General features: G+C 60.4%; 26 protein-coding genes. 7 read left to right on the forward strand and 19 right to left on the reverse strand.

All coding sequences use genetic code 11. The features are described 5' to 3' along the window. Positions 1-105: 105 nt before the first annotated feature. The 3 genes from G7048_RS09485 to G7048_RS09495 all read right to left on the reverse strand — a co-directional run bounded on the left by G7048_RS09485 (position 106) and on the right by G7048_RS09495 (position 2367). Positions 106-669, reverse strand: a complete 564-nt coding sequence (locus tag G7048_RS09485; protein ID WP_240933226.1) for a sigma-70 family RNA polymerase sigma factor — start codon at positions 667-669, stop codon at positions 106-108. 341 nt (positions 670-1010) lie between these two features. Further along, positions 1011-1607: a hypothetical protein gene (locus G7048_RS09490; RefSeq protein ID WP_166067897.1), complete on the reverse strand. Its 597-nt coding sequence runs from the start codon at positions 1605-1607 to the stop codon at positions 1011-1013. Between the two features lie 223 nt (positions 1608-1830). Beyond that, positions 1831-2367 carry a hypothetical protein gene (locus tag G7048_RS09495; RefSeq protein ID WP_166067898.1) on the reverse strand — a complete coding sequence of 179 codons (537 nt, stop codon included), beginning with the start codon at positions 2365-2367 and terminating at the stop codon, positions 1831-1833. Between the two features lie 16 nt (positions 2368-2383). Here G7048_RS09495 and G7048_RS09500 point away from each other — a divergent pair, with 16 nt between their 5' ends. Beyond that, entirely contained in the window at positions 2384-2596 is a 213-nt protein-coding gene (locus G7048_RS09500; RefSeq protein WP_166067899.1) for a hypothetical protein, read from the forward strand. A gap of 223 nt (positions 2597-2819) precedes the next feature. On the opposite strand, the gene G7048_RS09505 is transcribed toward G7048_RS09500, so the two are convergent. The 9 genes from G7048_RS09505 to G7048_RS09545 all read right to left on the reverse strand — a co-directional run bounded on the left by G7048_RS09505 (position 2820) and on the right by G7048_RS09545 (position 9953). Beyond that, positions 2820-3236 carry a F0F1 ATP synthase subunit epsilon gene (locus tag G7048_RS09505; protein WP_166067900.1) on the reverse strand — a complete coding sequence of 139 codons (417 nt, stop codon included), beginning with the start codon at positions 3234-3236 and terminating at the stop codon, positions 2820-2822. Between the two features lie 91 nt (positions 3237-3327). Next, positions 3328-4734: a F0F1 ATP synthase subunit beta gene (gene atpD, locus G7048_RS09510; protein WP_166067901.1), complete on the reverse strand. Its 1407-nt coding sequence runs from the start codon at positions 4732-4734 to the stop codon at positions 3328-3330. Between the two features lie 16 nt (positions 4735-4750). Continuing rightward, positions 4751-5617: a F0F1 ATP synthase subunit gamma gene (gene atpG, locus G7048_RS09515; protein ID WP_166067902.1), complete on the reverse strand. Its 867-nt coding sequence runs from the start codon at positions 5615-5617 to the stop codon at positions 4751-4753. Positions 5618-5635: 18 nt separating this feature from the next. Further along, entirely contained in the window at positions 5636-7195 is a 1560-nt protein-coding gene (gene atpA, locus G7048_RS09520; protein ID WP_166067903.1) for a F0F1 ATP synthase subunit alpha, read from the reverse strand. 42 nt (positions 7196-7237) lie between these two features. Beyond that, positions 7238-7780 (reverse strand): F0F1 ATP synthase subunit delta, encoded by a 543-nt coding sequence (locus tag G7048_RS09525; RefSeq protein ID WP_166067905.1) that lies wholly within the window; start codon positions 7778-7780, stop codon positions 7238-7240. A gap of 10 nt (positions 7781-7790) precedes the next feature. Further along, positions 7791-8261 carry a F0F1 ATP synthase subunit B gene (locus G7048_RS09530; RefSeq protein ID WP_166067907.1) on the reverse strand — a complete coding sequence of 157 codons (471 nt, stop codon included), beginning with the start codon at positions 8259-8261 and terminating at the stop codon, positions 7791-7793. A gap of 35 nt (positions 8262-8296) precedes the next feature. Beyond that, on the reverse strand, positions 8297-8545 hold the full coding sequence (gene atpE, locus G7048_RS09535) for a F0F1 ATP synthase subunit C (protein ID WP_011803767.1): 249 nt from the start codon (positions 8543-8545) through the stop codon (positions 8297-8299). 52 nt (positions 8546-8597) lie between these two features. After that, positions 8598-9461, reverse strand: a complete 864-nt coding sequence (atpB, locus tag G7048_RS09540; RefSeq protein WP_166067908.1) for a F0F1 ATP synthase subunit A — start codon at positions 9459-9461, stop codon at positions 8598-8600. A 33-nt stretch (positions 9462-9494) separates the two neighbouring features. After that, on the reverse strand, positions 9495-9953 hold the full coding sequence (locus tag G7048_RS09545) for an ATP synthase subunit I (protein WP_166070894.1): 459 nt from the start codon (positions 9951-9953) through the stop codon (positions 9495-9497). 287 nt (positions 9954-10240) lie between these two features. Here G7048_RS09545 and G7048_RS09550 point away from each other — a divergent pair, with 287 nt between their 5' ends. From G7048_RS09550 to lipA, 3 genes are read left to right on the forward strand one after another with little or no spacing between them, the layout of a single operon-like run. Then, on the forward strand, positions 10241-10537 hold the full coding sequence (locus G7048_RS09550) for a YbeD family protein (RefSeq protein WP_166067909.1): 297 nt from the start codon (positions 10241-10243) through the stop codon (positions 10535-10537). Between the two features lie 26 nt (positions 10538-10563). Then, on the forward strand, positions 10564-11250 hold the full coding sequence (gene lipB, locus G7048_RS09555) for a lipoyl(octanoyl) transferase LipB (RefSeq protein WP_166070895.1): 687 nt from the start codon (positions 10564-10566) through the stop codon (positions 11248-11250). Positions 11251-11264: 14 nt separating this feature from the next. Then, positions 11265-12245 (forward strand): lipoyl synthase, encoded by a 981-nt coding sequence (gene lipA / locus G7048_RS09560; RefSeq protein WP_166067910.1) that lies wholly within the window; start codon positions 11265-11267, stop codon positions 12243-12245. A 322-nt stretch (positions 12246-12567) separates the two neighbouring features. On the opposite strand, the gene fusA is transcribed toward lipA, so the two are convergent. Continuing rightward, positions 12568-14625 carry an elongation factor G gene (gene fusA / locus G7048_RS09565; RefSeq protein WP_166067911.1) on the reverse strand — a complete coding sequence of 686 codons (2058 nt, stop codon included), beginning with the start codon at positions 14623-14625 and terminating at the stop codon, positions 12568-12570. Between the two features lie 421 nt (positions 14626-15046). Beyond that, on the reverse strand, positions 15047-16654 hold the full coding sequence (gene norR, locus G7048_RS09570) for a nitric oxide reductase transcriptional regulator NorR (protein WP_166067912.1): 1608 nt from the start codon (positions 16652-16654) through the stop codon (positions 15047-15049). 160 nt (positions 16655-16814) lie between these two features. Between norR and hmpA the strand changes: the two genes are divergently transcribed. After that, entirely contained in the window at positions 16815-17993 is a 1179-nt protein-coding gene (gene hmpA, locus G7048_RS09575) for an NO-inducible flavohemoprotein (protein ID WP_166070896.1), read from the forward strand. A gap of 31 nt (positions 17994-18024) precedes the next feature. Here the strand turns inward: hmpA and ptsP are convergent, their stop codons facing one another. The 4 genes from ptsP to G7048_RS09595 form a co-directional block, all read right to left on the reverse strand. Beyond that, a complete protein-coding gene (gene ptsP, locus G7048_RS09580; protein ID WP_166067913.1) occupies positions 18025-19791 on the reverse strand; it encodes a phosphoenolpyruvate--protein phosphotransferase in 1767 nt (588 codons plus the stop codon). Between the two features lie 116 nt (positions 19792-19907). Continuing rightward, positions 19908-20177: an HPr family phosphocarrier protein gene (locus G7048_RS09585; protein ID WP_166067914.1), complete on the reverse strand. Its 270-nt coding sequence runs from the start codon at positions 20175-20177 to the stop codon at positions 19908-19910. Continuing rightward, complete coding sequence (locus G7048_RS09590; RefSeq protein WP_166067915.1) at positions 20146-20598, reverse strand: PTS sugar transporter subunit IIA; 453 nt, start codon at positions 20596-20598, stop codon at positions 20146-20148. Before G7048_RS09590 ends, G7048_RS09585 begins: the two co-directional genes overlap by 32 nt. A 148-nt stretch (positions 20599-20746) precedes the next feature. Further along, positions 20747-21337, reverse strand: a complete 591-nt coding sequence (locus G7048_RS09595; protein WP_240933227.1) for a hypothetical protein — start codon at positions 21335-21337, stop codon at positions 20747-20749. A 195-nt stretch (positions 21338-21532) separates the two neighbouring features. Between G7048_RS09595 and G7048_RS09600 the strand changes: the two genes are divergently transcribed. Continuing rightward, complete coding sequence (locus tag G7048_RS09600; RefSeq protein WP_166067916.1) at positions 21533-22036, forward strand: TlpA disulfide reductase family protein; 504 nt, start codon at positions 21533-21535, stop codon at positions 22034-22036. Between the two features lie 79 nt (positions 22037-22115). On the opposite strand, the gene G7048_RS09605 is transcribed toward G7048_RS09600, so the two are convergent. Beyond that, positions 22116-22577 carry a cytochrome c gene (locus G7048_RS09605; RefSeq protein ID WP_166067917.1) on the reverse strand — a complete coding sequence of 154 codons (462 nt, stop codon included), beginning with the start codon at positions 22575-22577 and terminating at the stop codon, positions 22116-22118. Between the two features lie 202 nt (positions 22578-22779). Between G7048_RS09605 and G7048_RS09610 the strand changes: the two genes are divergently transcribed. After that, positions 22780-23436 carry a cytochrome b/b6 domain-containing protein gene (locus G7048_RS09610; protein WP_166067918.1) on the forward strand — a complete coding sequence of 219 codons (657 nt, stop codon included), beginning with the start codon at positions 22780-22782 and terminating at the stop codon, positions 23434-23436. Positions 23437-23547: the final 111 nt, after the last annotated feature.

A 23547-nucleotide genomic window follows, 5' to 3' on the forward strand; every position in this document is an offset into this window, starting at 1 on the left:
CCACGCAAAGAAGCGGGACGCATCGAACGATGCCCCGCTTTTTTTGTACTGCCGTTTGTATGAAGCCGCGTCGAATGAAGGCGACTTGAGAGCGATGAACCGCGCTCAGAAATCGAGCGTGACGCCGCGTGCCAGCAGCTTGTCCTTGAGCGCCGCGCGCGCACGCGACAGGCGGCTGCGCACCGTGCCCACGGGCACCGTCAGCAACGCTGCGGCTTCTTCGTACGACATCTCGTCCACGGCGACCATCAGCAGCACATCGCGCATGCTCTCGGGCAGCTCGGCCATCGCTGCCTGCAGGTGGCGCAGGTGCTGGGCCTGATCGGCGGCTTCGTCGGGCGAGAGACTCTCCGAGACAACATGCGTGAGCTCCGACTCATCGGTGAACTCGTAGCGACGATGCGGTGCGCGCGACAGATGGTTGCGCACGAGATTCATCGCGATCCCGTACAGCCAGGTCGACAGCTCGGATTGGCCTTTGTAGGTTTCGAAGGAACGCACAGCCTCCAGAAAAGCCTGCTGCGTCATGTCGTGTGCTTCATCGCGATTGCCGATGTTCTTGACGATGAAGCGGTGCAGGCGGGTACCGTGGCTCTGCACAAGATTGCGAAACAGCGTTTCGCGATCTTCCGAGACCTCAGCCACGACGGACGCCTGTGCGGGAATCACGACAATACGCTCCTTGAACACGCGCCGCGGGACACCACACAAGCAGACGGACGAAGGCGGGCTCCAGCAGACATCCATGGGATGCCGGAAGCAAAAGCCATCATCAGAGTGTTGCGTGCATTTGCCATTCGGCAGCTCCTCTCACGTCGCCTTGCCGCCAACAGGGCAAAGCAGTCAGTTTTTCGAATCGTATCGAAAGCGTGTTGTTTTGTAATTCACCTATTCTGGGTAATTTGCACCAAATTTTTCACATTGCGGAAAAATTTGCGCTTTTTACACTCGAGGAAGCGGTGAATGTCTTGCCTCAACACCAGACTCCTGATTTCCATGCGGGGGGCGCCTCATCCGAACTGTGAAGCGATGGCTTGCTTGAGCCATTGCAAGGCCGTCGCCGCCTCGACGGGCGAGCGCCCTTGTTCGGCTGCCTCATGGAATTGCCGCGTCATCGCCTGATCGATGTTGCGGCGCTGCAGCGCGCCAACATCGCCGGTGGGAATGCCCAATTCGCTGCACGCCCGCTGGAAAGACCCGCCATTGGAGGCGGCCTTGCAGTCAAGCTGCGTGAGGAAATCCACGCCCGACATGGCCCGCTGCGCGGTCTCCGCCATGTCGATGGCCTGCTCCACCTGGCGGGAAGACAAGGGCCGATTGGGCGCAGGCGCCAGCCCGAGCTCACGCACGACCGCAGATTGAATGCCCGAGGAGAAGGAGCGGCTCAGCGCGTCGATGAAGATGGAGGAAGCATCCACATTGGAATCCGGCTCCACCCACGCCACAGAACGCTGGGACGGCGTGCTGCCTTGCGCGAGCACCCGCAGCTGGGAGCCATCCCGCCCGATCATCACCTCAGGGCCATGCGCCGCCGCAGCCCGGAAATCATCCAGACTGGGAAGCGATCCGATATCCGTGTTGCCGGAGACTCGATTGGAGGAGATCACGTACTTGCCGTTTTCAGTGTCTATGAGGTTCTTTGCTTAGTAACAGCAGGATCGATCCGGTTCCTGCCGTTCACCATCAAATTTGAAAACATCTTCGCAATGCCTCTTCAGCGCCCTGCGCAACACGCATTGGGCAGAGGTAAAGCGGGCCCAAACCCGCCGAAAAGGCAAGCCCGGCCGAGTCGAGTGCACTCGACAAAGCCGAAGAATCAGTAAGCAAGAATCAGATGACAGCGCGAACGGCTTGCGCGAGCCAGGCACGTGCAGAGGTCTGGGCGACCGGGATCATTCCCAATCTTGCCGCCTCGGCAAACTGCTGCGCCATGCTGTCATCGATCTGCGCTCGCTGGGCGGCCCCCAGCGTGGCCGGATCGACGCCCTCGTCCCGGCAGACGCTCTGGAACAAGCCGGAATCGAGCTTGGCGCTGTAGGTCAGCGTGGTGAGGAAATCCACCCCCGCCAACGACTGCTTGATGCTGTTGGCCATCTCCAAGGCCTGATGCACGACGCGCGAGGCCAAAGGCTGGCCCGACGACGGCAGCGGTGCCAGCGTCTTCACGACGGCATCCCGAATCCCTTGCGTGTAGGCCTTTTCAAGCGCTTGGAGAAACAGGGACGTCGTGTCCGCGCCACTCAACTCCCGAACACCCGCGCCCACAGACAAGTCGCCTTCATTCACTGGTGCGACCTGCCAGCCGCTGCCGTCGTACTCCACGCAGACGGCTTCGCCCTGACGAGCCGCATTTTCAAAGCGGACCAAGGCGAGGGCGTCAGCAATGCTGTCGGTACTGAGAGAAGGTATGGGCGCGGTCACGGATGAATGGATGATGCCGAATTATTTCGAGCTTGAATTGTTAGTGGCTATTGAACTTCCGTTGTTCCTCGACATTGCAAGCAAGCGTCAACTACGAGGATTGGATGTACGGAGCATGCTCCAACTCAAACTACGGGCTCGTCTGCGCTTCGATGGATTTATCCAACTGCATTGACTCTAGTCCAACAGCGCGTCGAAGCAGCGGATAGGACTGTGTCAATTTGCAGCTCAACTCTTCAACGTTTGAGGCCCCAACAACGTTGAACACAGCGATTCTGTCGGCAATCGATCCGCTGTGATATGTTCATTTGTTTACCAAAATGCGGGCGAAAAAAAGCCGCTTTGGCAAGCGGCTTTTTGGGCAAGCAGATACGGCCTGATTGATCGATATCGATCAATCAACGCTTGTCGCGGAACTTGCGCAGGGCTGCGATCTGAGCAGCCATGACAGCCAGCTCGGACTGAGCGCGGGCCAGATCGACGTCGCTCTTGGCGTTCTTGAGGGCTTCCTCAGCCGCAGCGCGGGCTTCCTGGGCCTTCTTGTCGTCCAGATCCTTGCCGCGGATGGCGGTGTCGGACAGAACGGTCACGCGGTCAGGTTGCACTTCCAGAATGCCGCCGGCCACGAAGACGAATTCTTCGTCGCCGTTGGGCAGTTCGATGCGCACGGAACCGGGCTTGATGCGGGTGATCAGCGGCGTGTGCTTGGGCAGAATACCCAATTCACCAGCTTCACCGGGCAGCGCAACAAAGCGTGCCTCGCCGGAGAAGATGGATTCTTCGGCGCTGACCACATCGACGTGGATGGTGTTCATGTTGGGCTCCTGGAAAAGGGACTGAAAGATCGGATCTGGTTGGAGGCAGTGGGCTGACAGGCGAGCCAGTCAGCCACTGCATCAGCACCCATCAACCGATCTTCTTGGCCTTTTCGAAGGCTTCGTCGATCGTGCCAACCATGTAGAACGCTTGCTCTGGCAGGTGATCGGCTTCGCCAGCCACAATCATCTTGAAACCACGGATGGTTTCAGACAGAGGAACGTACTTGCCTGGAGCGCCCGTGAACACTTCAGCCACGTGGAACGGCTGCGACAGGAAACGCTGGATCTTGCGAGCACGAGCCACGATGAGCTTGTCTTCGGGAGCCAGTTCGTCCATGCCCAGAATCGCGATGATGTCACGCAGTTCCTTGTAGCGCTGCAGCGTGCCCTGCACTTGGCGGGCCACGGAGTAGTGCTCTTCACCCACGACTTGCGGGTCCAGCTGACGGCTGGTGGAATCGAGTGGATCGACCGCAGGGTAGATACCCAGCGATGCGATGTCACGGGACAACACGACGGTGGAGTCCAAGTGAGCGAAGGTCGTTGCTGGCGATGGGTCGGTCAAGTCATCGGCAGGCACGTAAACGGCCTGAATCGATGTGATCGAACCGACCTTGGTCGACGTGATGCGCTCTTGCAGACGGCCCATTTCTTCAGCCAGAGTAGGCTGGTAGCCCACAGCGGAAGGCATACGGCCCAGCAGAGCGGACACTTCGGTACCGGCCAGTGTGTAGCGGTAGATGTTGTCCACGAAGAACAGAACGTCCTTGCCTTCGTCACGGAACGCTTCGGCCATGGTCAGGCCGGTCAGCGCAACGCGCAGACGGTTTCCTGGTGGCTCGTTCATCTGGCCGTAGACCATGGCCACTTTGGACTCGTTCAGGTTGGCTTGATTCACCACGCCTGCGTCGGACATTTCGTGATAGAAGTCGTTACCTTCACGGGTACGCTCGCCCACACCAGCGAACACCGACAGACCACCGTGGCCCTTGGCGATGTTGTTGATGAGTTCCATCATGTTCACGGTCTTGCCCACGCCGGCGCCACCGAACAGACCCACCTTGCCGCCCTTGGCGAAAGGAGAGATCAGGTCGATCACCTTGATGCCGGTTTCCAGCAGTTCTTGCGATGGCGAGAGTTCGTCATACGCAGGAGCCTTGCGGTGGATGGGAGCGGTGAGTCTTTGATCCACGGGACCACGTTCGTCGATGGGGTTGCCCAGCACGTCCATGATGCGGCCCAGAGTCGCCTTGCCGACTGGCACGGTGATCGGGTGATCCGTGTTGTAGACCATCAGACCGCGCTTGAGGCCGTCCGACGAACCCAGAGCAATGGTACGCACGATACCGTCGCCCAGCAGCTGCTGGACTTCGAGAGTCAGGGACGAACCATCGAGCTTCAGGGCGTCATACACCTTGGGCATTTGGTCGCGTGGGAACTCAACGTCCACCACAGCGCCAATACATTGAACAATCTTGCCTTGTACTTGAGCCATTTTTTGCTCCAGAAATTTAAACTGCCGCGGCACCCGACACGATCTCCGAAAGTTCTTTCGTGATCGCGGCTTGGCGCGTCTTGTTGTAGACCAGCTTCAGTTCGTTGATGACGTTGCCTGCGTTGTCGGTGGCGGCCTTCATGGCCACCATGCGAGCAGACTGCTCGGAAGCCATGTTTTCGGCAACCGCTTGATAAATCAGCGATTCCACATAGCGAACGAGCAATTCGTCAATTACGGTCTGAGCATCGGGCTCATAGATGTAGTCCCAGCCATGCTCGGACTTCTCGGCCTGCATCTTCTCGGAGGACAGGGGCAGAAGCTGCTCCATCACCGATTCTTGCTTCATGGTGTTGATGAACTTGGTGTACGAGAGGTACACCGCGTTGATCTTGCCTTCCGCGTATGCGTCCAGCAGCACCTTGACGGGGCCGATGAGCTTTTCCAGATGCGGCGTGTCACCAAGGCCAGTCGCATGCGAGACCACCTTGGCGCCAACGCGGTTCAGGAAGCCCAGGCCCTTGTTGCCGATAGCCACAGCCTGCACGGAAACACCAGCACCCTGCAAGTCGCGCAGTTTGTTGGTGACGGCACGAAGCACGTTGGTGTTCATGCCGCCGCACAGACCCTTGTCAGTCGTCACCACAATGACGCCAGCCACCTTGGAATCGTTCACCTTCATGAAAGGATGAACGTATTCCGGGTTGGCTTGACCCAGATGCGCAGCGATGTTGCGCACCTTTTCACTGTATGGACGAGCAGCGCGCATGCGGTCTTGAGCCTTGCGCATCTTGGCGGCGGCCACCATTTCCATGGCCTTAGTGATCTTCTTGGTGTTTTCCACCGATTTGATCTTGCCGCGTATTTCCTTACCTGCTGCCATGATGGTTCCTCGTCCGGTTTAAACGAACGACTTCTTGAACGCAGCGATGGCTTGGGAGAGCTCGGCTTCGTCCTTGCCTTCCTTGTCGAAGGCACGGTTCTTGTCCAGACGCTCCACCAGAGCAGCGTAGCTGGTCTTGAGGAACTGGTGCAGGCCGTGTTCGAAAGGCAGAACCTTCTTCACATCGATGTCGTCCAGGAAACCCTTGTTGGCCGCGAACAGCGAGGCTGCCATCATGGAGATGGGCAGTGGGCTGTACTGAGGCTGCTTGAGCAGTTCAGTCACGCGGGCACCACGGTCGAGCTGCTTGCGGGTCGCTTCGTCCAGATCGGAAGCGAACTGCGCGAACGCAGCCAGTTCACGGTACTGTGCCAAGTCGGTACGGATACCGCCGGACAGGCCCTTGATCAGCTTGGTCTGAGCAGCACCACCCACGCGCGACACCGAGATACCGGCGTTGATGGCGGGACGGATACCGGCGTTGAACAGGCTGGTTTCCAGGAAGATCTGACCGTCAGTGATCGAAATCACGTTGGTAGGAACGAAAGCGGACACGTCACCGGCTTGGGTTTCGATGATTGGCAGAGCCGTCAGCGAACCTGTCTTGCCCTTGACTTCACCCTTGGTGAAGGCTTCCACGTAGTCGGCGTTCACGCGAGCGGCGCGTTCGAGCAGACGGCTGTGGAGATAGAACACGTCGCCGGGGAACGCTTCGCGTCCTGGTGGGCGGCGCAGCAGCAGCGAAACCTGACGGTATGCAACGGCTTGCTTGGACAGATCGTCGTACACGATCAGAGCGTCTTCACCGCGGTCGCGGAAGTATTCGCCCATCGTGCAGCCGGAGTAGGCCGACACGTACTGCATCGCAGCGGATTCGGAAGCGGTGGCAGCCACGACGATGGTGTAGTCCATCGCGCCGGCTTGCTCGAGAGCACGCACCACGTTCTTGACCGAAGAAGCCTTCTGGCCGATGGCTACGTACACGCAGACAACGCCTTGACCCTTCTGGTTGATGATGGCATCGATCGCCACAGCGGTCTTGCCGGTCTGGCGGTCGCCAATGATCAGCTCGCGCTGGCCACGGCCGATTGGCACCATCGCGTCAATCGCCTTCGTACCAGTCTGCAGAGGCTGGTCAACGGATTGACGGGCAATAACGCCTGGAGCAACCTTTTCGATCACGTCCGTCATCTTGGCGTTGATGGGGCCCTTGCCGTCGATGGGCTGACCCAGTGCGTTCACCACGCGGCCGACGAGTTCGGGGCCGACGGGCACTTCCAGAATACGACCCGTGCACTTGACGGTGTCGCCTTCGGAGATGTGCTCGTACTCGCCCAGAATCACGGCGCCGACGGAGTCGCGCTCGAGGTTCAGTGCCAGACCATAGGATGGTTGGCCATCGGAGCCAGCTGGGAATTCCAGCATTTCGCCCTGCATCACGTCGGACAAGCCGTGCACGCGCACGATACCGTCAGTCACGGAAACGACCGTGCCCTGGTTACGGATATCAGCGCCAGCAGCCAGCCCTTCGATGCGGCTCTTAATCAGTTCTGAAATTTCAGCGGGATTGAGTTGCATGACTCTTTCCTTCAATCTTTGGTTAGCCGGGTCCTCGCCGCATCACGCAGTGAGGGCTGCTTTCATTTGTTCCAGGCGGGCCTTGACCGAGGTGTCGAGCACCTCATCACCCACGACAACACGCACGCCACCGATCAGCGACTCATCCACCTTTTCAGACAGATTGAGCTTGCGGCCGAAGCGCTTTTCGAGCGTGGTGCCGAGGTCAGCCAAGGCAGCGGCGTCCAGCGGGAAAGCGCTGTAGACCAGCGCATCCGAGGAACCCTTGCTGTTGTTGACCAGCGCGCGGAACTGGGCTGCGATTTCGGGCAGCACGGTCACACGGCCGTTGTCGATCACGGTACGCAGGAAGTTCTTGGCGATGTCCGGCAGGTCAGCGCCTGCCACAGAAGAGAACACACCGAACAGCTGTTCGGCGGTGATCTTCGGGTTATCGGCCAACGAGCGCATCTGAGGGTTGGCGGCAATCGCCGCCAGCTTTTCCGCCCAGTCAGCCGCGGCACCGATGTCAACGCCTGCAATGTTCTTGCAGGCCTTGAACAGAGCCTCAGCGTAAGGGCGGGCAATGGTGGCGAGTTCTGCCATGGTTGCTCCCTTACAGCTCGGTCTTCAGACGGTTCAACAGATCCGCGTGAACGCCAGCGTTGACTTCCTTGCGGAGAATCTGCTCGGCTCCCTTGACGGCCAATGCCGCCACCTGCTCACGCAGGGCTTCACGGGCTTGAATCGACTGCTGTTGGGCTTCGGCCTGGGCTGCAGCGACAATCTTGTTGCCTTCTTCTGTAGCGCGGGCTTTTGCCTCTTCAATAATGGCCTGTGCGCGACGCTCGGCATCAGCCAGGCGTGTAGCAGTTTCGTTGCTGGCCGCAGCCAATTCCTTCTTCACGCGCTGATCAGCAGCGGCGAGTTCGGTTTTGGCTTTGTCCGCAGCAGCGAGACCATCAGCGATTTTCTGGGCTCGTTCATCCAGTGCCTTCGCGATCGGGGGCCACACGAACTTCATCGTGAACAGCGCCAGGATCAGGAAAACAATGGCCTGAACGAACAGGGTCGCATTGATACTCACGGCAACACCTTTCTATCTAGGGCGTTGATCGGAGCTTAGGCCAGAACGAAGGGGTTGGCGAAAGCGAACAGCAGGGCGATAGCAACACCGATCAGGAACGCAGCGTCGATCAGACCGGCCAAGATGAACATCTTGGTTTGCAGTTCGTTGATCAGTTCAGGCTGACGTGCCGACGATTCCAGGAACTTGCCACCCATCAGAGCGATACCGATCGAAGCGCCGATAGCGCCGAGACCCACGATCAGACCACAAGCCAGAGCGACGAGACCGAGAATGTTTTCCATGATGACTCCTAGGAAGAAAAGAAAGAAAGGTTAAGAAAGGGAAAGGAAAGGATCAGTGAGCTTCATGTGCCTGGCCGAGGTAAATCAGCGTCAGCATCATGAAAATGAAGGCCTGCAGGGTGATGATCAGAATGTGGAAGATCGCCCAGATAGAGCCTGCAATGATGTGCCCCACGGGGAGCAACACACCAGAGAGCGACATAGCGGCTGCACCACCCATCAGAGCAATCAGCATGAACACCAACTCACCAGCGTACATGTTGCCGAACAGTCGCATGCCATGCGACACGGTCTTGGCAACGTATTCAATGATCTGCATGAGCAGATTCACAACGCCGAGGATCACGGCGAAGACAGGATTCTTGCTGGTGCCGAACGGTGCAGTCACCAGTTCGTGGGCCCAACCGCCTGCGCCCTTGATCTTCACGCTGTAGAAGAAGCACAGGATCAGAACGGCGGTGGACAGGCCCAGAGTCGTGGAGAGGTCGGCGGTGGGCACGACGCGCAGATAGGCGTGGTGGTCACCCGTGGCACCTTGCCACAGCACAGGCAGCAGGTCGACTGGCAGCATGTCCATGGCGTTCATCAGGAAAATCCAGACGAACACGGTGAGCGCCAGAGGAGCGATGAACTTGCGCGATTGAGCGTTGTGGATGTTGGCCTTGGCTTGGTTGTCGACCATCTCGACCATCATTTCCACGGCAGCCTGGAAGCGGCCGGGCACGCCCGAGGTGGCTTTGCGCGCGGCAAGCCAGAAGAGGAACAAAAACACCGCACCCAGAATCACACTGACTGCGACGGAATCCAGGTTCACCACGGAGAAGTCAATGATGGACTTCTGCTTGATGTTCTGAAGATGCTGCAAGTGGTGACGGATGTACTCACTTGCGGTTGGTGCGTTCGCGTCTAAGGCCATCGGACAACTCTTCTCTCAATTAATCAATCAGTTTCACCTACCGGAACGCAACAGCAGTGCAATCCAATAAGCCTTCATAGTGACAACCATGCCGATCAGCAATGCCAGCCAACTCACACCCGGCACGATCCGGGGTGCAGCCACCAGCATGGCCACCGTCAACAAAATCTTGACCAGTTCCCAGCCAAAGAGCCCGACCATCGCGCCACCGGCAGAACCTCGTCCGCGAGCCAAGCCTCGCGCAAAGACGAGCGACGGTACCACCACCGACAGCGCGCCGTACGCCACCGAATACGCAATTTGCGACTTCGACGACAGGAACCAAGCCACCAGCACAGCGATCAAACCCACGAGCACCTGAGCCAGCACGATTCTCCAGATGGAGAACGTCTTGTGTCTCTTGCGCCACTCCTGCGCTTCCTCAGCACTCAGGGGCTTGAAATCATTCTCTTCGACCTCAGTTTCAGTCTCGGGCGTCATGTCTTTGTTCATCATGTGACAACCCTTGTAACAGACTAAAACTTTAACAAAGCCCTTGATTATAAATAGAAACCCGCACAGGTCGATAGCACCTGCCTCGTTTCTTACATTCTCAGGGCGCTGCCGCATGCTCTGTCGCCCTCAACCAACGACCTTGGGCACCTGTCAAATCTCTGCTTGCCAAAGCCCTGCAACCCTGCTTCGGCAGGGGGTTAGCGCTATGGAACTTGTGATTTTCCACGTTGCCCTTACATGATCGTGACATTGGCAATCCACCTCAAGACTGCGAGTACACCACCATGACCACCGAAACCGTCACACAAACCCCCGATCCCCGCAAGGAATCCCTGATCGAATATCCCTCGAAGTTCCCCATCAAGGTGATGGGCTTGAATGTCGAAGGGTTCGTGAACGCCGTGACCAAGGTGGCCGAGGAATTCGACCCCACCTTCGACGCCAGCACCATCGAGCTGCGCAACAGCAAGGGCGACAAGTACATGGGCGTGACGGTCACCATCACCGCCACGAGCCGCGAACAGCTCGACGACATCTATCGCGCCTATTCCTCGCATCCCATGGTGAAGGTCGTGCTCTAAGGCACGACGTGACTTCTCCTTCCTTCATGCAGGTTCGCGAACTTGGGCGGGTCGACTATGTCGACACCGCCCTGTCCATGCAGCGCTTCACCACGAGCCGCACCACGGAAACCCCGGACGAGCTCTGGCTGTGCGAGCACAACCCCGTGTTCACCCAAGGCATCGCGGGCAAGGCCGATCACCTGCTGCACCCCGGCGACATCCAGATCGTGCAGACCAACCGCGGCGGTCAGGTGACCTACCACGGCCCTGGCCAGCTCGTCGCCTACCCGCTCGTCGATCTGCGCCGCACAGGCTATTTCGTGAAGGAATATGTCTACCGCCTCGAAGAAGCCGTGATCCGCACCTTGATGCATTTCGGCGTCACCGGCCATCGCGTGGCGCATGCGCCGGGTGTCTATGTGCGGCTCGACGACCCCAGCGGCCACTCCATGCTCGCGCAGCGCCCGCAAAAGGGTCTTGGCAAGGACGACGCGCAGGACTTCGACGGACTTGGGAAAATCGCTGCACTGGGCATCAAGGTCTCGCAGCACTGCACGTATCACGGGCTGGCGCTGAACGTCAACATGGATCTGGAGCCCTACACCCGAATCAACCCGTGTGGTTACGCGGGGCTGCGCACGGTGGACCTCTCTACAATGGGCGTCAATATCCCCATTGATGAGGCGGCCCATGTGTTGGCAGACCAACTGCAGCGCCGCCTTGCACCTTGAACAGACGAGCAGCCATGAGCACACCCGAAGTCGTACGCGAAGCGCAATCGGCAGAAGCCTACAACCCGCTGGCCAAGCAAAAGGCCGCGGCCAAACTCTCGCGCATCCCCATCAAGGTGGAGCAGGGCGAAATCCTGAAGAAGCCCGAGTGGATCCGCGTGAAGGCAGGCAGTCCGACGACGCGCTTCTACGAGATCAAGGACATCCTGCGCGAGAACAAGCTGCACACCGTCTGCGAAGAAGCCTCCTGCCCCAACATCGGCGAATGCTTCGGCAAGGGCACGGCCACGTTCATGATCATGGGCGACAAGTGCACCCGCCGCTGCCCGTTCTGCGACGTGGGCCACGGCCGCCCCGATCCGCTGGACAAGGATGAGCCACTCAACCTCGCCAAGACCATCGCGCAACTGCGTTTGAAATACGTGGTGATCACCAGCGTCGACCGCGACGACCTGCGCGACGGCGGCTCCGGCCATTTTGTCGAGTGCATCAAGAACATCCGCGAACTGTCGCCACAGACGCAGATCGAAATCCTCGTGCCCGACTTCCGCGGCCGCGATGACCGCGCGCTGGAAATCCTGAAGGCCGCACCGCCCGACGTGATGAACCACAACCTCGAAACCGCACCGCGCCTGTACAAGGAAGCGCGTCCCGGTTCCGACTACCAGTTCAGCTTGAACCTGCTCAAGAAGTTCAAGGCGCTGCACCCCAACGTGCCCACCAAAAGCGGCATCATGGTCGGCCTCGGTGAAACCGACGAAGAAATCCTGCAGGTGATGCGCGACATGCGTGAGCACAACATCGACATGCTCACCATCGGCCAATACCTCGCGCCATCCAACAGCCACCTGCCAGTGCGCCGCTACGTGCATCCCGACACCTTCAAGATGTTTGAAGAAGAAGCCTACAAAATGGGCTTCACGCACGCGGCTGTTGGTGCGATGGTGCGATCGAGCTATCACGCAGATCAGCAGGCACACGCTGCCGGCGTTTGATTCTTCAAGCGCTTCGCAACCAAGAAAACCGCGCCAGATGAGCGCGGTTTTTTTATGCAAAAGAAAAGTGCATCCCGTATTCAAAAGGAGCGGGCATAAGGTATGCAATCGAGCATTCGATACCGCCACCACAACGCCGAGATGGCTCGTCAGGCTAGGCGTCGAAGACGCAGACAGTACACCTGTACGGCAAGGCTTCGCAACGACGCATGACGGGCCATATCGGCGCCTCAAAAAGAAGCACTAACCGAAACCAACGGCTTCGTAAAAAACAAAAAAAAGCGCGACCCCGCCATTCACGGAAGTCGCGCTCAAAAAGCGATCAAGCTACGGCCAGTTCGGCAACAGCAGCAGGCGCTACCGCGTAGCCATCAAACTGCATCGTGTACTGCGCACGTCCCGATGACAGCGCACGCAGCGTCCCGATATAGCCAAACATCTCGCTGAGCGGCACCAACGCATCCACCACAGTGGCAGACCCGCGCATGGCATGCCCACGCACCTGACCTCTGCGCCGATGCAGATCACCGATCACATCGCCCAGATACTCGGCAGGCGTGATCACTTCAACGGCCATCACCGGCTCCAGCAACTGCGGCTTGGCCTTCAGGAAAGCATCCCGCAACGCATGCCCCGCAGCGAGCTCAAACACCATCGCCGACGAGTCACGCTCGTGGTAACCCCCATCGAGCAGCACGGCACGGAAGTCGACCGCCGGATAACCAGCCATCGGCCCCGCATCAGCCGCTTTGCGAAAGCCTGCTTCCACCGCGGGAATGAACTCGCGGGGAATCGCACCACCCACAATGCGGCTCTCGAACTGCACGCCAGTGCCACGCTCCAAAGGCTCGACACGCAGCGTCAATTGCGCGAACTGACCAGGGCCGCCACTTTGCTTTTTATGCACATGCGACAGCTCCGCCACAGCAGCGATGGTCTCGCGATAGGCCACCTGCGGGCGGCCCACCACCACTTCCACGCCGTACCGCTCGCGCAGCTTGTTCACCGCCACTTCGAGTTGCAACTCACCCATGCCCGAGAGAATCGTCTGCCCCGATTCCTCGTCTTGGCGCAAACGCAGACTCGGGTCTTCACGCAGCATGGAATACAGCGCTTTGGACAAGCCTTGCTGATCCGCCTTGGTGCGCGGCTCGAGCGCCATGTGGATCACCGGCTCCGGCACCGTGATGGATTCGAGTTGCACCGGATGCGCCGGATCACTCAAGGTCTGACCCGTGAGCGTGTCCTTGAAACCCACCACCGCAGCGATCTCGCCCGCCACCAACTCATCGCGCTCAATGCGCTTGTCGGCGTGCATCTCATAAAGACGCGCAGCACGTTCCATGCGCCCAGTACTGGTGTTGAGAACCGTGTCGCCACGCTTCAAACGACCCGCGTACAGACGCACAAAAACCATGCTGCCATGCTCATCCGCAACCACCTTGAACGCCAAGGCGGCAAGTGGCGCATTCACATCCACATTTGCGCTGGCAACCCCTTCACGTTCACCAGGCGCAGGCAGCCAATCGACCACCGCATCCAGCAGCGTTTCCACGCCGCGATTGCGGAAAGCCGAGCCCGCGAGCACCGGCACAAAAGCGCGCTTGCGCACACCCATGCGAATGCATTGCAGCAGTTGTTCGACAGACGGTTCTTCGCCGCGCAGCCAGGCTTCCAGCGCGGCATCGTCTTGCTCGACGACGGCTTCCACCAAGCGTGCGCGCGCCGTTTGCGCCTGCGCCACCAACTCGGCAGGAATCGCACCGTCTTGCACGGGTTCTGAAGCATCATCACGCGGCCATGTCAGCGCACGCATGCGCAGCAGATCGACGACACCGATGAACTCGGCCTCTGCACCGATCGGCAGATGCACAGGCAGCGCTTGCACGCCCAAGCGTTCACGCATGGATTCGACAACGCGCTCGAAGTCCGCACCCGTGCGGTCGAGCTTGTTCACGAACGCAATGCGCGGCACTTCGTGGCGGTCAGCCAGGCGCCAGTTCGTCTCGGTCTGCGGCTCCACACCTGCCACACCATCGAGCACGACGACAGCGCCATCCAGCACGCGCAGCGCACGGCCGACTTCGATGTTGAAGTCGATGTGGCCGGGCGTGTCGATCAGGTTGATCTGCACATCGCGCCAGCGCACCGTGGTGGCCGCGCTGTTGATGGTGATGCCACGGCGACGCTCTTCGGGATCGAAGTCCATGTGCGCAGCACCGTCGTGCACTTCGCCCATGCGGTGGCTCTCGCCCGTGTAGTACAGGATGCGTTCGCTGGTGGTGGTCTTGCCCGCGTCAACATGGGCAATGATGCCGATGTTGCGAATGCTGCGCGTGGTGTATGTGGAGCCCGTGTTGCTGTTGTTGGGGCGGTTCATGGTGAATCTTTCCGGCCTCTTTCCAAGGCCAAGTTCGGGACGATCAAGCCGCCCCGGAAAGACTCACCGGAGCGGGCTCATGAAGTGACTGGATCGGCCGGAACAGCGGGGCGCGCGTACGCAGAGACAGGACCATGCACACGCACGCATCCCACGTTCCGGCGGTCGGAAATCGTGGCGATCAACTTGTCGAAAGTGCGTGTGAACATGATGAAAAAAGAAAGCGTGAGAACAAAAAACAAAACCCCGGAAGACCATGCCTGCCGGGGTTTTTGTACCGGAAGGACACCGCCTTCCGATTGCCATCGAAAGGACGCAGCTATGCAGCGATCAAGATTTGGATGGCGTTGAATTTGAACATTCGCGTATTGTCTTCCAATTGCGAAGACTCTGCAATCGGCGGAATTTTTCAGCCGCTGGTTCAACGCAGTTTTTTCATGGGTGCTTCCACACCCAAGCGCCGCGCCAGTCGCTGTAGATTGGCGCGATCCACCTGCAATTCACGCGCCGTAGCGGCCCAACTGGCGTCGTTGCGGGCGAGCGATTGAATGATCAAATCACGCTCATAGTTTTCAACCGCCGCACGCATGCCAAGCGCCTGCACTGCTTGCGAAACGAGGGGGGTTGAGGTGTGTGAATCATCGCTTCGTTGCATACCGGATCGTGCAGGCAACTCGTCCCACAGGTCATGCCAACCAAGCGTCAGAATGCGCGGTCGATGGGCACTTCGTGCCGCGCTGTTCGGCGCTCGACTCAGCGCCTTGAGCACGGCGCGACTGATCAAATGCTCCAGCTCGCGCACATTGCCGGGCCAAGCGCAAGTGAGCAAGGCGGTCTGCGCATCGGCATCCAGGCGCAAGCCGCCCAACGCGAGACGCGCGCGGTTCTGTTCGAGGAAAAAACCGGCGATCTGCAGCACATCGCTGTCGCGCTCGCGCAGCGCAGGAACGTGGAGCGGGTACACGCTCAGACGGTGATAGAAATCCGCACGCATGCGGCCCGCATGCACTTCCGCAGTCAGATCGCGATTGGTCGCAGCGATGATGCGCACATCGACCTGGTGCTCACGATCCGACCCCAGACGCTGCAACTGCCCGCTCTGCAACACACGCAAAAGCTTGGCCTGCACGGTCAACGAAAGCTCACCGACCTCATCCAAAAACAGCGTGCCGCCATGCGCCTGCTCGAACTTGCCGCGCCGCTCGGCGAGTGCGCCCGTGAACGCGCCGCGCACATGGCCGAAGAGTTCGCTTTCCACCAGACTGTCGGGAAGCGCCGCGCAATTGATGCTCACCAACGGCTTGTTCGCGCGCGGTGAACTGGCGTGCACGGCCAGCGCCACCAGCTCTTTGCCGACACCTGTTTCACCGGTGATCAGCACGGACAACTCGCTCTGCCCAACCAGCGCGATATCAGCCTTCAGCTTCTGCATGACCGGGCTTTGCCCGATCAAGCTGCGCGGCGCGAAGTCGCCCGCGTGGTCTGGCACTGGGCGCTGCGCCGCAGACCGCGCCAGTTGACTGACACGCTCCGCTGTCGTCACCGTGGCTGCCGCGAGATTGCTGAAGGCCTGCAGCACGGCGAGCGAATGCGGATCGGACAAGCGCCCCTCATCGAGCGCATCCAGCGTGAGCAAGCCCCAGGTGCGCCCCCCAACCTGCAGCACGCAACCCATGCAATCGTGCACGTGCAACATGCCCTGAGACATGTTGTGGATGAGCCCGTCATACGGATCGGGCAACAGGCTGTCTGCCGGAAAGCGCATGGCCTGCCCCGCCGCCATCAACTGCGCAAGACGCGGGTGATCGGCAATGCGGAAACGCCTGCCCAACGTGTCAGGCACCAGTCCGTCGATGGCGAGCGGGCGCAGCCATTCGCCGTCTTCCAATTTCAACAGCGCAGCAGCATCGGCGGGCAGCACGGTGCGCAGCGCAGCCAACAGGCGGCGAAGGCGCTCTCGCTCCGGCAGGTCTTCGGCCAGATCGGCCACCAGCGGGATGAGGGCGTGGAGCGTTGCAGAGATAGTCATTTTGACCTCAAATATAGTCAATTTGACGCAAATTGACATACGTCATATTGACTCACAAACCGCCAAACCCTTGTCGTACAAGGGCTGCGGCGCTGGCACGCGATTTGCCATGAAAGAAGCAACCCACTTTTCGTGCATCTTTCTCAAGGAGCTTTCGCAGATGCTGACCGAACCACAAAAAGCCATCGTCCGTGCCACCGTCCCGCTGCTGGAAACCGGCGGCGAAGCGCTGACCACGCATTTCTACCAAGTCATGCTTGCCGAACATGCCGAGGTGCGTCCGCTCTTCAACTCCGCACACCAGCAAAGTGGCGCGCAGCCACGGGCGCTGGCGCACAGCGTGCTCATGTACGCCAAGAACATAGATCGCCTCGAAGGTCTGGGCAACCTGCCAGCGCAAATCATCAACAAGCATGTGGCGCTGCAAGTTCAGCCCGAGCACTACCCCATCGTCGGTGCCTGCCTGCTGCGCGCGATTCGCGAAGTGCTGGGGGCCGAGATCGCCACCGATGAAGTGCTCGCGGCATGGGGCGCTGCGTACCAGCAATTGGCCGACATCCTGATCGGCGCGGAAGCCGCAGCCTACGACCGCAACGCCAACGTGGACGGCGGCTGGCGCGGCGAGCGTGCGTTCATCGTCAAGGACAAAGTGCAGGAAAGCAGCGAGATCACCTCGTTCCATCTGGTGCCCGCAGATGGCGGCAGGGTGATGGCGCACGAGCCGGGTCAATACATTGGCTTGCGCCTCATCATCAACGGCGAGGAACAACGCCGCAACTATTCGATCTCCGCGCCCAGCAACGGTCAAAGCCTGCGCATCAGCGTGAAGCGCGAAGCGGGCGGCAAGGCTTCGAACCATCTGCATGACGGTGTGAAGGTGGGCGATACGCTGCAGGTGTTCCCACCCGCTGGCCATTTCACGCTCAAGCCAAGCGACAAGCCACTGGTGCTCATCAGCGGCGGCGTGGGCATCACACCGACGCTGCCGATGCTGAACGCGGCACTGGCAAGCGAGCGCCCGATCACCTTCATCCACTGTGCACGCGAGCGCGAAGTGCATGCATTCCGCGACTACATCGACCAGTTGGCCGCACAGAATGCGCAACTCACGCGCCACTACTGCTACGACCAGACCACCAGCGATGATGCCGACGTGAACGCCGGTCATCTGACCGAGCAACGCCTTGCCGACTGGTTGCCCGCGTCACGCGATGCCGATGTGTATTTCCTCGGCCCGCGTCCGTTCATGCGTTCGGTGAAGCAATCGCTCAAGGCACTGGGCGTGCCCGAGGCGCAGACGCACTACGAGTTCTTCGGTCCCGCAGAAGCGCTGGCCTGAAGTACGCGACGCCACCCGCAGCGGCACGCACTCATGCCGCTGCAGGGTTGAGGATGGGCTCGTCCAGCTCCAGCACCTGTTTGGACCATTCCACCAGCTTGGCCGTATCGGCGCGCAGAATCTCCTGCTTGACCGCCAGAATCTGCGCGGGGTGCATGGAGAAACTGCGCAGCCCCAAGCCCAGCAGCAGCTTGGTCATGGTCACGTCACCGCCCATTTCACCGCAGACGCTGACCTCCTTGCCTGCTTCGTTCGTGGCCGCAATCACGTCAGCCACCAGGCGCAGCACGGCTGGGTGCATCGGGTCATAAAGGTGCGCAACAGCCTCGTCGGCGCGGTCGATGGCGAGCGTGTACTGCACCAGATCGTTGGTGCCGATCGACAGGAAATCGAAGTACTTCAAGAAGCTGCGCACCATGAGCGCTGCGGCTGGCACTTCGATCATCGCGCCGATCTTCAGGTCGCCGTGGGCCACGCCGCGCGTGTCGAGTTCGGCACGCGCCATGTCGAGCTGCGTGAGCGTCTGCTTGATCTCGCCGACCCCCGAGAGCATCGGAAACAGCAGATGCACGGGGCCATGCACCGCAGCACGCAAGATGGCGCGCAGTTGGGTGCGGAACATCCCCGCATCGGCAAGGCTCCAGCGGATGGCGCGCAGGCCCAGCGCCGGGTTGAGCACCGAATTCTCGCGCGGCCCCTTGTCGAGCGGCTTGTCCGCGCCAATGTCGATGGTGCGGATGGTCACGGGCGCGCCCTTCATGCCTTCAAGCGCTTCGCGGTAGGACGCGTATTGCTCATCCTCGTCGGGCATTTTCCCAGCACGGCCCATGAACAGGAATTCGGTGCGAAACAGACCCACGCCTGCCGCGCCGCCGCGCAATGCGGCCTCGCAATCGGCCGGTCGTTCGATGTTGGCGAGCAGCTCGATCGACTGGCCATCCAGCGTGACTGCAGGCGTGTAGCGCAGGCGAGAAAGCCGCTCGCGCTCCAGCGACACCTGGCGCTGACGAAAGCCGTACTCTTCGAGAATGATGGGTGTCGGATTGACGATCACCACGCCCGCATCGCCGTCGATGACCACCCAGTCGTCCTGACGCACCAACTGGCTGGCGCTGCGTGCGCCGACCACGGCCGGGATGTCCATGCTGCGCGCGACGATGGCGGTGTGCGAGGTCTTGCCGCCCACATCGGTGATGAAGCCCGCAAATACGCTGCTCTTGAACTGCAGCATGTCGGCCGGCGACAGATCATTGGCCACCAGCACCAGCGGATCTTCAGCGAATTCCTCGCCCAGTCCGGGCAGATTGGGCTGCGCGCCGCGACGCGGGTTTGCCGCTGGCGGCGCCACGGGACTGGCCACGCCGCGCATGTAGCGCAGAATGCGCTCGGCCACCTGCTCCAGATCGGCCTTGCGCTCGCGCAGGTACTCGTCTTCCATCTCGTCGAACTGGCGCGTGATGAGTTCGAGCTGCGTGGTCAACGCCCATTCGGCGTTGTAGAGACGGTCGGAAATCCAGCGCTTGACGCCGTTTTCCAGCAGCTCGTCCTGCAGCAGCATCAAGTGCACATCAAGCAGCGCACCCAGCTCGTGCGGAGCATCGGCTGGCAGGTCCTCCTGCATGCGCTTGAGTTCCTCGACGACCACGTCGCGAGCACGGCGCACGCGCTTGATTTCTTCGATGACCTGATCCGGCTCGATGAAGTAGTGCACCACTTCCATGCGGCTGTTCACCGCGATCACGGCCCTGCCGATGGCGATTCCTGGAGCCACCGCCAATCCATGTATTGCAAATGTCATGGTCGCTCAGCCTCCGTTTTTATTTCTGCTGCGGCATGACCCATCGCTCCAGGCCACAGCGCTCAATCCATCGAACCCACAGTCTGTCGCACATCCGCCCGACAGACCCGATTCACTCATTCGCCTTCGCCAAACTTTCCGTCGATCAACGCGATCAGCGCGTCCATCGATTCCGCTTCCTGCTCGCCATCGGTCTCGATCTCGATCTCGGTGCCGATGCCCGCCGCGAGCATCATGACGCCCATGATGCTCTTGGCATTCACACGGCGTTCGCCGCGCGAGATCCAGACGTCGCAAGGGCAACTGCCAGCCAGCTTGGTGAGCTTTGCCGATGCACGCGCGTGCAGTCCCAACTTATTGCTGATGATGATGTTTTTCTTGATCATTTGTAGAACTGCTCATTCGAACCTGATTCTGCGGTGCGGCCGGTGCGACCTGCATCACACCCTGCGTACCACCCGCCATGGCACGCGACACCAGCGACTCCATCTCTTCACGGCGATAGCAAACCGAGCGCAGCAGCATGGGCAGATTGACGCCACAGATCAGGCGCACACGCTGCCCGTCGGTGAGGCGCTGGGCCACGTTGCAGGGCGTTGCACCGAACACATCGGTCAGCAGCAGCACCGGGCCCGCATGCTGGTCGAGCATGGCCTGCGCTGCGGCCTGTGTTTCTTCCGGCGGCTCGTTGGGCGGAACGTCCAGAGCCAGCACCTCGTCCTCGCACTCGGGAAACACGTGCAACGCACATTCGCGCAGTGCGTGTGCCAAGGGTGCGTGAGCGATGATGAGGATATGCGTCGTCATGTTGGAAGGTATCTGGGGGCATTATGGCGCGATGCCAAGTCTGCACGTTGTCCGCGCTGGCGAAACCGGCTGCGCAAGAGGCAAACAATCGTTGCGACTCGGGTTTTCATGGAGAAAGAAAGCTGCGCACAAAGCGCATGTCACGACGCTATTGCAGCGTGATCGACTCCAGAAAGCTGTCGGCCATGGCGTCGTCCCGCTTGTCGGCGTAGACCACCGCATGCACCAACTGCACCTTGCCACCGTTGAGCCGCGCAAACCACACGGCATCGACCTGCACATTGCCGCCATCGGGCTTGCGGCCGGTGGTCTGCATGCGCACTGACTGCGGCAGATTCAGCCCGCCCTTGCGAGAGAAAGCGCGCTCGTCGGGCGGTGTTCCCGGTGTCTGCCTGGGCAATTGCAACTGCGCGCGCACGGCGTCGTGCCACAGGCCGAGCACCATGCTGATCCGCGACGGATCGCTCAGCTCCATCCACGACATGGCAAACAGCGCCCCCTTGGCCTCGCAGCCGACCATCGAAAGCTCGATCTTGTCGCTGCCCAGCTCCACCGTTTTTGTGCCGTGATCGGGCTTGCAAGGCAGCGACACGGTCAGATGGGCGCTCTCGACCGGCACATTGCGCCAGTTCAGCGAAGGATTGCAGCCCGCCAGCAGCAAGGCCGCCCCCACTCCCAAAGCCAGAGCGCGAAAAGACCGTCGCGTGGTGGTTTGCTCAGAATGGCCTGTTGCTTGCATGCGGCGATTATGGGGGCAGCGTGTTTTGCGGCACAGCGGGCCACTCCCATCCGCGCCTTGCGATAGAACTTTTCCCCACAAGGGCGCTCTATCGATGAAAGCCCCGGCAAGCCGGTTGCGGCACAATGGGAGTCGAAGTTCGACGTCCATGCTGCGCGTGACCCGCGAGCGGCGCGTCCTCTCAGGAACGATGAAATGAATCTCAAAAAGTGGCTGGCCGCCGCCGTGGTGGCGGCATTTGCAGGCGCTGGCGCCTGGGTTTTTCTCGGCACCGGCACATCGCCCGCGCCGCAATCGACGTTTGTGCTGCTCGATGGCTCCACCAAGACCACCGAGCAGATGAAGGGCCGCGTGACGCTGGTGAACTTCTGGGCCACAAGCTGCACCACCTGCGTGGCCGAGATGCCCGAGATCGTCAGCACCTACCAGAAGTACAAGGACAAGGGTTTCGACACGCTGGCCGTCGCCATGCAGTACGACCCGCCAGCCTACGTGGTGAACTACGCCGAATCGCGCAAGCTGCCTTTCCAGATCGCCATCGACAACACCGGTGCCAACGCCAAGGCTTGGGGCGACGTGAAGCTCACGCCCTCCACCTTCATCGTGGACAAGCAGGGCAAGATCGTGAAGTCCTTCCTCGGAGCGCCCGACTTTGCCGAACTGCACAAGCTCATCGAAAAGCTGCTCGCCGAAGCCTGATCGCACTGTCTCCCGACATAAAGCAAGAGGCCGATTCCATCGCTGGAATCGGCCTCTTGCTTTTGGATGCGTCGACCGCTTACTTGTTGCGATACGCGTCGTGGCAGGACTTGCAGGTGTTGGCTGTGGCACCAAACGCGGCCTTCATGCCTTCGAGCGTGCCGGTCTTGGTGGCGGCGGCCAGCTTGGCGGATTCGGCCACCAGCTTGTCGGCATGCTCCTTGAACTTTTCGGGCTCCAGCCAGATGTCATCCTTGGCCTTGTTCGGCGCGCCCTTTTCCGAGCCCGGACCGAAACCGGCCCATGGCAACTTGGCCATCGCGGCCACGACATCGGCGTTTTCCTGCGCGGCCTTGGCATCGAACGGGATCTTGCCTTGAGCCATGGCGCCGAGTCGGCCGAAATGCTGTCCCATGACGAACAGCGCGCTCTGGCGGTACTTGATGGCGTCCTCCGCCTTGGCAAACTGGGCCGAGGCTGGCAGGGCGAACATCGTGCAGGCCGAGGCAGCAAGAATCGTGGCTAGAGCTTTGTATTTCATCGGGGCGACCTTTCATTTTTGGAGGGATGGTGGGAGCGCAAACACAATAGCGGGCAACGCAGCCGAGTCCCTGACCCAGCTTAAGCGAGACGCATGACACGTTCACCCCTTGCCCACTATCATCGGCCATTGTGTCCGCTTCCTATCGGAAGTGCACGCGGGTTGCGCTTTTTTCATACAACCACACCACGGAAACCACGGCATGCAAAACACCTCCATCCGCATCTGGGACCTGCCCACACGCTTGTTTCACTGGGTTCTGGCCGCCTGCGTCGTTTCGCTGGTGATCACCGCCAAGATGAACGCGATGGACTGGCATTTCCGGCTCGGCTACTGCGTGCTGGCGCTGCTGGTGTTCCGCATTGTCTGGGGCCTCGTCGGCGGTTACTGGTCGCGCTTCAAGAGCTTTCTGTTCACGCCGGGCCAGTTTGCGCGGCATCTTAGCGGCAAGGAAGACCATTCGGCAGGCCACTCGCCGCTGGGCGCGCTGTCGGTGTTCGCGCTGCTGCTGGCGCTGGTCGTGCAGGTCGCCACGGGATTGACCAGCGACGATGAAATCTCGGTCTCCGGCCCCCTCACCCGCTTTGTCTCGGGCGATCTGGTGAGCACCGCCACCTGGTGGCACGCCAAGATCGGGCAGTACCTGCTCTACGTTCTCGTCGGCCTGCATGTGCTGGCCATCGTGATCTACGCCCTGCGCGGCAAGAAGCTGGTCGGACCCATGGTCACCGGCGACAAGCAGTTGCCCACCACCACCCGCCCCTCGCGCGACAGCGCAGCCACGCGCATCGTCGCACTGATCCTGCTGGCCGCTGCCGGTGGACTGGCTTGGTGGGTGTCCACATTAGGGTCATTCTGAGCCTAGTCCGGCGGGCGCAGCGACTACACTGGGCCATCGTTGTTTTGCGCGCAGATCGACGGCTGGCCGCCTGGTGCAGCCACGAATCGACCTCCCCTGCGCCCCTGATTG

The organism is Diaphorobacter sp. HDW4B (assembly GCF_011305535.1).
GTDB lineage: Bacteria > Pseudomonadota > Gammaproteobacteria > Burkholderiales > Burkholderiaceae_C > Diaphorobacter_A.

Bases quoted from the DNA above. Each gene is read 5' to 3' on its own strand.
- G7048_RS09500 (WP_166067899.1), top strand. From the start codon at position 2,384: ATGCTGTCGGTACTGAGAGAAGGTATGGGCGCGGTCACGGATGAATGG.
- G7048_RS09505 (WP_166067900.1), bottom strand. From the start codon at position 3,236: ATGAACACCATCCACGTCGATGTGGTCAGCGCCGAAGAATCCATCTTC.
- atpD (WP_166067901.1), bottom strand. From the start codon at position 4,734: ATGGCTCAAGTACAAGGCAAGATTGTTCAATGTATTGGCGCTGTGGTG.
- atpG (WP_166067902.1), bottom strand. From the start codon at position 5,617: ATGGCAGCAGGTAAGGAAATACGCGGCAAGATCAAATCGGTGGAAAAC.
- atpA (WP_166067903.1), bottom strand. From the start codon at position 7,195: ATGCAACTCAATCCCGCTGAAATTTCAGAACTGATTAAGAGCCGCATC.
- G7048_RS09525 (WP_166067905.1), bottom strand. From the start codon at position 7,780: ATGGCAGAACTCGCCACCATTGCCCGCCCTTACGCTGAGGCTCTGTTC.
- atpE (WP_011803767.1), bottom strand. From the start codon at position 8,545: ATGGAAAACATTCTCGGTCTCGTCGCTCTGGCTTGTGGTCTGATCGTG.
- atpB (WP_166067908.1), bottom strand. From the start codon at position 9,461: ATGGCCTTAGACGCGAACGCACCAACCGCAAGTGAGTACATCCGTCAC.
- G7048_RS09545 (WP_166070894.1), bottom strand. From the start codon at position 9,953: ATGAACAAAGACATGACGCCCGAGACTGAAACTGAGGTCGAAGAGAAT.
- G7048_RS09550 (WP_166067909.1), top strand. From the start codon at position 10,241: ATGACCACCGAAACCGTCACACAAACCCCCGATCCCCGCAAGGAATCC.
- lipB (WP_166070895.1), top strand. From the start codon at position 10,564: ATGCAGGTTCGCGAACTTGGGCGGGTCGACTATGTCGACACCGCCCTG.
- lipA (WP_166067910.1), top strand. From the start codon at position 11,265: ATGAGCACACCCGAAGTCGTACGCGAAGCGCAATCGGCAGAAGCCTAC.
- fusA (WP_166067911.1), bottom strand. From the start codon at position 14,625: ATGAACCGCCCCAACAACAGCAACACGGGCTCCACATACACCACGCGC.
- norR (WP_166067912.1), bottom strand. From the start codon at position 16,654: ATGACTATCTCTGCAACGCTCCACGCCCTCATCCCGCTGGTGGCCGAT.
- hmpA (WP_166070896.1), top strand. From the start codon at position 16,815: ATGCTGACCGAACCACAAAAAGCCATCGTCCGTGCCACCGTCCCGCTG.
- ptsP (WP_166067913.1), bottom strand. From the start codon at position 19,791: ATGACATTTGCAATACATGGATTGGCGGTGGCTCCAGGAATCGCCATC.
- G7048_RS09585 (WP_166067914.1), bottom strand. From the start codon at position 20,177: ATGATCAAGAAAAACATCATCATCAGCAATAAGTTGGGACTGCACGCG.
- G7048_RS09590 (WP_166067915.1), bottom strand. From the start codon at position 20,598: ATGACGACGCATATCCTCATCATCGCTCACGCACCCTTGGCACACGCA.
- G7048_RS09595 (WP_240933227.1), bottom strand. From the start codon at position 21,337: ATGCAAGCAACAGGCCATTCTGAGCAAACCACCACGCGACGGTCTTTT.
- G7048_RS09600 (WP_166067916.1), top strand. From the start codon at position 21,533: ATGAATCTCAAAAAGTGGCTGGCCGCCGCCGTGGTGGCGGCATTTGCA.
- G7048_RS09605 (WP_166067917.1), bottom strand. From the start codon at position 22,577: ATGAAATACAAAGCTCTAGCCACGATTCTTGCTGCCTCGGCCTGCACG.
- G7048_RS09610 (WP_166067918.1), top strand. From the start codon at position 22,780: ATGCAAAACACCTCCATCCGCATCTGGGACCTGCCCACACGCTTGTTT.